Source organism: Kocuria sp. JC486, from assembly GCF_011602805.1.
Lineage (GTDB): Bacteria > Actinomycetota > Actinomycetes > Actinomycetales > Micrococcaceae > Kocuria > Kocuria soli.
On record NZ_JAAOZS010000011.1, the window covers coordinates 82,085 to 88,833 of the forward strand.

The 6,749-nt window shown below is 66.8% G+C and carries 7 protein-coding genes; 6 read left to right on the top strand and 1 reads right to left on the bottom strand.

The annotated features are described in order from the left end of the window. Positions 1 to 78: 78 nt before the first annotated feature. Entirely contained in the window at positions 79 to 675 is a 597-nt protein-coding gene (locus GWK18_RS07590) for a TetR/AcrR family transcriptional regulator (RefSeq protein ID WP_166834333.1), read from the bottom strand. 178 nt (positions 676 to 853) lie between these two features. Between GWK18_RS07590 and GWK18_RS07595 the strand changes: the two genes are divergently transcribed. The 6 genes from GWK18_RS07595 to fbaA all read left to right on the top strand — a co-directional run bounded on the left by GWK18_RS07595 (position 854) and on the right by fbaA (position 6,636). Further along, the gene (locus GWK18_RS07595; protein WP_123825996.1) at positions 854 to 2,062 is read left to right on the top strand and encodes an acyl-CoA dehydrogenase family protein; all 1,209 of its coding nucleotides are present in this window, start codon (positions 854 to 856) and stop codon (positions 2,060 to 2,062) included. A 78-nt stretch (positions 2,063 to 2,140) separates the two neighbouring features. Continuing rightward, positions 2,141 to 2,908, top strand: coding sequence for an SDR family NAD(P)-dependent oxidoreductase (locus GWK18_RS07600; protein WP_123825994.1), 768 nt, complete (start codon positions 2,141 to 2,143; stop codon positions 2,906 to 2,908). A 73-nt stretch (positions 2,909 to 2,981) separates the two neighbouring features. Beyond that, on the top strand, positions 2,982 to 4,178 hold the full coding sequence (locus GWK18_RS07605) for an acyl-CoA dehydrogenase family protein (protein WP_166834335.1): 1,197 nt from the start codon (positions 2,982 to 2,984) through the stop codon (positions 4,176 to 4,178). A gap of 38 nt (positions 4,179 to 4,216) precedes the next feature. Beyond that, the gene (gene pyrE / locus GWK18_RS07610) at positions 4,217 to 4,798 is read left to right on the top strand and encodes an orotate phosphoribosyltransferase (protein ID WP_166834337.1); all 582 of its coding nucleotides are present in this window, start codon (positions 4,217 to 4,219) and stop codon (positions 4,796 to 4,798) included. Then, the gene (locus GWK18_RS07615; RefSeq protein WP_166834339.1) at positions 4,791 to 5,450 is read left to right on the top strand and encodes an RNA methyltransferase; all 660 of its coding nucleotides are present in this window, start codon (positions 4,791 to 4,793) and stop codon (positions 5,448 to 5,450) included. The genes pyrE and GWK18_RS07615 overlap by 8 nt, the downstream gene beginning before the upstream one ends. Positions 5,451 to 5,610: 160 nt before the next feature. After that, a complete protein-coding gene (gene fbaA / locus GWK18_RS07620) occupies positions 5,611 to 6,636 on the top strand; it encodes a class II fructose-bisphosphate aldolase (protein WP_123825986.1) in 1,026 nt (341 codons plus the stop codon). The last annotated feature ends 113 nt before the right edge of the window (positions 6,637 to 6,749 follow it).

Here is a 6,749-nt window from a genome sequence, read left to right on the forward strand (position 1 = left end):
TGCGTCCTGGTGTCCCACGCTGCATGTGAACGGGATCACGCGAAGACTATTTGGACATCCTAGTAATTGACAAGGGTTTCATTCGCCGGATTGCCCCCGTGACTGCCCCTGGCGGTGCCCCGATGCCATGCCGTGGACGATGAGCTCTCCGAGGGCCCGGTAGGAGGTGGAATCTCCGGCGCCGTGCTGCATGGTTCGCTGCTGCAACCGGTCCATGGCGGTCGCGATGATGTCCGCCACCAGGTCGGTGGGTGCGGGCCGGAACTCTCCGTTGGCAATGCCTTGGTCGATCAGGTCCGTCAGCTTGGTTGTGGCGACGCGCGTGTTGGTCGCGTAGACCTCGGAGGCTGCCGGGCTGGTGGCGACGTCGCGCATGAACTGGGCGGAGGCGGGCTCGAGTTCCACGGCCACGGTGTCGAGGTAGCCGAGCAGTCGGTGACTTACCGGGGCCTCGCGCGTGAGTGCCGCGTCCGTCGCCGCTGCAACCCCCTTGAAGAAGTCGACGAGCACGGCTCTGATCAGCTCTTCCCGTGTGCGCCCAAGCGCGTACAGCGTGGATTTCGAGCACTGGAGGCGCGTGGCGGCGCCGTCGACGGTGAAGTGCGCAAAGCCTTCGGTCAGGAAGATGGCGCGGAGTTCTGCAAAAACCTGCGCCTGGCGCGGGCTCAACTCCATTGCGCCCCTCCTTCTGTGTGGCCGCTCCCGCCTCCGTTCCGGCGGTCGGGTGAAAGTCTTGCACAGTACGATCGTGCTCTATATCGTACAGGTGAGCCAGGCCACAAGATTGGTCACCGGTCCATGTCCGACGCTCCCGGGGCCACCCCCGCGGGACAGTTCGAGAAAGCGAGTCCTCATGACACCGGTCATGCGCGGTGAGTCCCCTGCGGTCGAACGCCAGGTCGGTGTCGCGCAGCCTGACGTCGACCTCTTTCACTACGAGCACCTGCTCGACGACGACGAACGCAACCACCTCCACGTCCTGCGAAGCATCCTGCGCGAGGAGGTCCGTCCGCAGGTCGGTGAGTTCTGGGACCGGGAGGAGTTTCCCTTCGATCTGTTACCCACTCTGGCCAGAGCGGGGCTCGGCAACTTGGTTCTGGGCGGGCACAGTCGTCTGTTCATCGGACTCGCGTATGCGGAGATTGCCCGCGCAGACATCTCCTTGAGCGCACTGGTGGGCATCCACAACGAGCTGGTCCTGGGGCTGGTCAACGAACTCGGGTCCGAGGATCAGAAGGCTCGGTGGCTCGAACCGCTCAAGACCTTCGAGGCCATCGGATGCTTTGCGCTCACGGAGCCGGACCACGGTTCGGACATCGCCGGAGGGCTGGAAACCACCGCAGAACGGGACGGCGACGAATGGGTGCTCACCGGGCGCAAGCGGTGGATCGGGGCGGGAACCTTCGCCGACTTCGCGATCGTCTGGGCCAAGGACACGACCGACGGGCAGGCCAAGGCGTTCATCGTCGAAACCGATCGCCCCGGCTGGTCGGCCACCAAGATCCACCGCAAGATGGGCCTGCGCATCATGCAGAACGCGGACATCGAACTGGACGGTGTACGGATCCCGGGGGAGAACCTGATGCCCGGTGGCGACGGGTTCGCCGCGGCCAACGTCAAACTGCGTGACTCCCGCGCCTGGGTGGGCTGGCAGGGGGCGGGGGCGCAGATGGCGGCTTTCGAGATCGCCAGGGACTACGCGCTGCAACGCCGACAGTTCGACCGTCCGTTGGCCAAGTTCCAACTGGTCCAGGGGGACCTGGCCAAGATCATGAGCAACCTGTCGTCGTCGATGGCTCTCATGGTGCGGCTGGCCCAGCTCCAGGAGGGCGGGACGTTCGACATGGTGCACGCGGCCCTGGCCAAGGCCACCTCCACGGCCGCGGCCCGCGAATCGGCGGCCCTGGCACGCAACATCCTGGGTGGCAACGGAGTGCTCCACGACTACGAGATCTCCAAGATCATGAACGACGTCGAGATCCTCTACACCTACGAAGGCACCCACGAAATCAATTCGCTGATCGTCGGACGGGCCGTGACCGGTCAGTCCGCGTTCGTCTGATGTGAGCGCAGCAGTCTGGTCACCGGCCGACTGATCCCGCATTCTGAACTCACACCTGACCCGTACCCGAGGAGAACCATGGAACTGAACAATTCGAGCGCCGTCGTCACGGGGGCCGCGTCCGGTCTGGGCGCCACCGTGGCCGCCGCGCTCGCGTCCCAGGGTGTCCAGGTCGTGGGCATCGACCTGGAGGCCGGCGTCGCACAGGCCACGGAGGCCGGGTCGGTTCCCGACGGCGTGGTCCTGGTGGCCGCCGATGTCACCGACGGGGAGGCCGTGGATGCGGCCATCGCCCGGGCGGTCGAACTGGCTCCGCTGCGCACGGTGGTCAACTGTGCGGGAATCGCGCCGTCGGCCCGCATGGTCGGGCGGAAGGGGGCCCATGACCTCGGGCTGTTCCGCAAGGTCGTGGAGGTCAACCTGATCGGTACGTTCACGGTGATGGCGCGTGCGGCTGCGGTCATGGCCGACAACGAGCCGTTGGCGGACGGGGTGCGGGGCGTCGTCGTGAACACCGCATCCGTGGCCGCGTTCGAGGGTCAGGTGGGCCAGGTGGCCTACGCGGCGTCGAAGGGTGGTGTGCACTCGATGACGATCGCGGCCGCCCGTGACCTGGCGGGCGTTGGCGTCAGGGTGTGCACGATCGCTCCGGGCATCGTGGAGACGCCCATGATGGCCGGGATCACCCAGGAGTTCCGGGAGGAGCTCGAGGCCAACGTGCAGTTCCCCAAGCGAATGGCCGCACCACAGGAATACGCCCGGCTGGTCCAGATGATCCTGGACCACGACTACCTCAACGGGGAGACCATTCGCATGGATGCGGCGCTTCGTATGCCGCCCCGCTGACGTGCGGTGCAAGGCGACTGCCGTGCGGCGACGACCAGCACGTGACGCGGTGAAGTGAATCAGGAGATCGGCCATGGGTGGAGCACCACAGAACTACAACCTGCACGAGCGCCTGGACACCGACTACTTGGCGGTGTTCGCGGACCTGGACCCGGCGGACCGGGAGCACTGGGGCCGGGCGCGAACGTTCGCGGACGAAACCATCCCCAGGATCGGTGACTCCTGGGACCGCGCGGAGTATCCGTTGGACCTGGTGCGGCGGATGGGTGAACTCGAACTGTTCACGGACGGGCTCTCGATCGAGGGTCTCAAACCGATGTCGGCCCTGGCCGCCGGTCTCGTGACCATGGAGATTTCCCGGGCCGACGGTTCGATGGGTGCCGCACACGCCGTTCAGGGCGGCCTCGTCCTACGCAGCCTGGCCATGTTCGCCAGCGATGCGCAGAAGGACAAGTGGCTGCTTCCCCTCGCCACGGGACAGCTCCTCGGGTCCTTCGCACTGACCGAGCCCGATCACGGTTCGGATTCGGTCTCCCTGGAGACCACTGCGGAGCGTGACGACCAGGGATGGGTCCTCAACGGTCACAAGCGGTGGATCGGCAACGGGGCTTCCGGCGGCATCACGATTGTGTGGGCGCGTGACCTGGGGGACGGGCAGGTCAAGGGGTTCGTCGTGGACCAGGAGACCCCCGGCTACTCGGCGGAACCCATCCGCGGCAAGGGTGCGATCCGCGCGATCCACCAGGCCGACATCACCCTGACCGACGTTCGCGTGTCCGACGACGCCCGCCTGCCCGGCGTCGAATCCTTCAAGGACGTCTCCAAGGTGCTGGTGGAAACACGCCTCAGCGTGGGGTGGTCCGCGTTGGGGCACGCTCTGGCGATGTTCGAAGCGGCCCTGAACTACGCCAAGCGCCGTATCCAGTTCGGCAAGGAACTCGGGACCAAGCAGATGGTGCAGGAGCGGCTGGCGCACATGCTGGAGGAGGTCACCAACATGCAGTTGCAGTGCGTAGCCGCCGCTCACCTCCAGGGCGCCGGGCGGCTGAGCCCGCAGCAGGCGTCCCTTGTCAAGTTCCACAACACGCGTGCGGCCCGGCGGGTGGGGAACATCGCCCGCGACATGTTGGGCGGCAACGGCATCCTGTTGGAGAACCACGTGATCCGGCACCTGCTGGACGTGGAAGCCATCCACACCTACGAAGGGACGGAGTCCGTGCAGGCGCTCATCATCGGACGGGAACTGACGGGCTTCAGCGCCTTCGCATGACCGCGTCCGGAGCCAGGGGCCCCTCTAGGATGGTGCCCATGAGCACCGAGCTGAACGCCCCGGACCTTGCCACTGCACGCGAGCGGTTGCGCGAACTGATCGTCGAACTCGCCGTCGTACGCGGCAAGGTCACCCTGGCCTCCGGCATCGACGCCGACTACTACGTGGACCTGCGGCGCATCACCCTGCACCACGAGGCCTCCCGGCTGGTGGGACAGGTCATGCTGGGCATGCTCGACGACGCCGGCGTCCGGTTCGACGCCGCCGGCGGCCTGACCATGGGTGCCGATCCCGTGGGGCACGCGATCATGCGCACCGCCGGTGACCGGGGCCGCGCCGTCGACACGTTCGTGGTGCGCAAGGCACAGAAGTCCTACGGCATGGGGCGCCAGGTCGAAGGACCCTCCGTGGAGGGTCGGGACGTCGTCGTGGTCGAGGACACCTCCACCACGGGTGGATCCGCGCTCACCGCCGTGGAGGCGCTGCAGAAGGCCGGTGCGAACGTGGTGGCCGTGGCGATCATCGTGGACCGGGCCACCGGCGCCAAGGAGCGTATCGAGGAAACCGCGGGTGTGCCCTGCCTGTACGCCTACGGCAAGGACGAACTCGGCCTTGACTGACCCGCAGGTGGACCCGGTGGAAGACCTGCTGCCCCGTCCGGAGGTCGGCGTGGGACCCTGGGTGGGTCCGTGGCCCGAAGGGGACCACTGGGACCCCGAGCTGCTGCGCGTCGGCGACCGCCGCAACGTGGAGGACGAATTCCGCTATTGGCGCCTGGACGCCATCGTGGCCGAACTCAACACCCGTCGGCACGGATTCCACGTGGCTATCGAGAACTGGGAACACGACTTCAACATCGGTTCCGTGGTGCGCACCGCCAACGCCTTCAACGCCGGTGGGGTCCATGTCATCGGCCGACGCCGGTGGAACCGCCGCGGAGCCATGGTCACCGACCGATACCTGAGCGTCCACCACCACCCGACCGTCAACGAGTTCATGGAATGGGCCCGTGGTGAAGGAATGGCTGTACTGGCCATTGACAACGTCGCCGGGTCCGTGCCGATCGAGACCTTCGAGCTCCCGGAGAAATGCGTCCTGGTCTTCGGTCAGGAAGGGCCCGGACTCTCCGGTGAGGTCACGGTGCAGGCCGACGCCGTCCTGGAGATCAGCCAGTTCGGCTCCACCCGCTCGATCAACGCGGGGGCTGCCGCAGCCGTCGCCATGCACGCCTGGGTGCGACGGCACGTGTTCGGGCAGGCCGTCTTCGGCTGATCGTTGATTCAGGGACGAAGGTTACGGGAGAGCGGATCGGTCCCTGGCACGTAATGGCATCCACCCTGCCCGTGAATAACCGAGCCGACTAGACTGGGTGGCAGTGCTGCGCGGTATTCAGGCGCAGCAGCCCTAGGCACTCGACGAAGAAGGAGCCAGCATGCCCATCGCAACCCCTGAGGTCTACAACGAGATGCTCGATCGGGCCAAGGAGAAGGGCTTCGCCTACCCCGCGATCAACGTGACCTCCTCCCAGACCCTGAACGCCGCCATCCGTGGTTTCGCCGAGGCCGGCTCGGACGGCATCATCCAGGCGTCCACCGGCGGTGCAGCGTACTGGTCCGGTTCCTCCGTCAAGGACATGGTTCGCGGTTCGCTGGCCATGGCCGCCTTCGCCCGTGAGGTCGCCAAGGACTACGACGTCAACATCGCCCTGCACACCGACCACTGCCCGCAGGACAAGCTGGAGGGCTTCGTCCTCCCGCTGCTGGCCGAGTCCGAGGCCGCCGTGGCACGCGGTGAGGACCCGATCTTCCAGTCCCACATGTGGGACGGCTCCGCGATCGCCCTGGACGAGAACCTCAAGATCGGCGCCGAGCTGATCGAGCGGACCGGTAAGGCGCACATCGTTCTCGAGGTCGAGATCGGCGCCGTGGGTGGCGAAGAGGACGGCGTGGTCGGCGAGATCAACGACACCCTCTACACCACCACCGATGACGCCATCAAGACCGTCGAGGCCCTCGGCCTGGGCGAGAAGGGCCGCTACATCACGGCTCTGACCTTCGGCAACGTCCACGGCGTCTACAAGCCGGGCAACGTCAAGCTGCGTCCCGAGCTGCTCAAGCAGATCCAGGACGAGGTCGGCGCCAAGTACGGCAAGGACCGCCCGTTCGACCTGGTCTTCCACGGCGGCTCCGGCTCCACCGAGCAGGAGATCGCCGACGCCGTGCGTTACGGCGTCATCAAGATGAACGTGGACACGGACACCCAGTACGCGTTCACCCGCCCCGTGGCCGGTCACATGCTGGCCAACTACGACGGCGTGCTCAAGATCGACGGGGAGGTCGGCAACAAGAAGATGTACGACCCCCGCGTCTGGGGCGCCCTGGCCGAGACCGGCATGGCCAACCGCGTGGTCGAGGCCTGCCAGAACCTCGGATCCGCGGGGACTTCCGTCTCCAAGTGACCCGGTGGTGCTGAGCGTCTGACTCGCACGACGACGGGGGGCCGCCTCCCCTGCCTAGCATGCGGGCCGGCCGCGGTCGGGTGCGGGAGGGTACACACCCGGCCGGAGGGCGG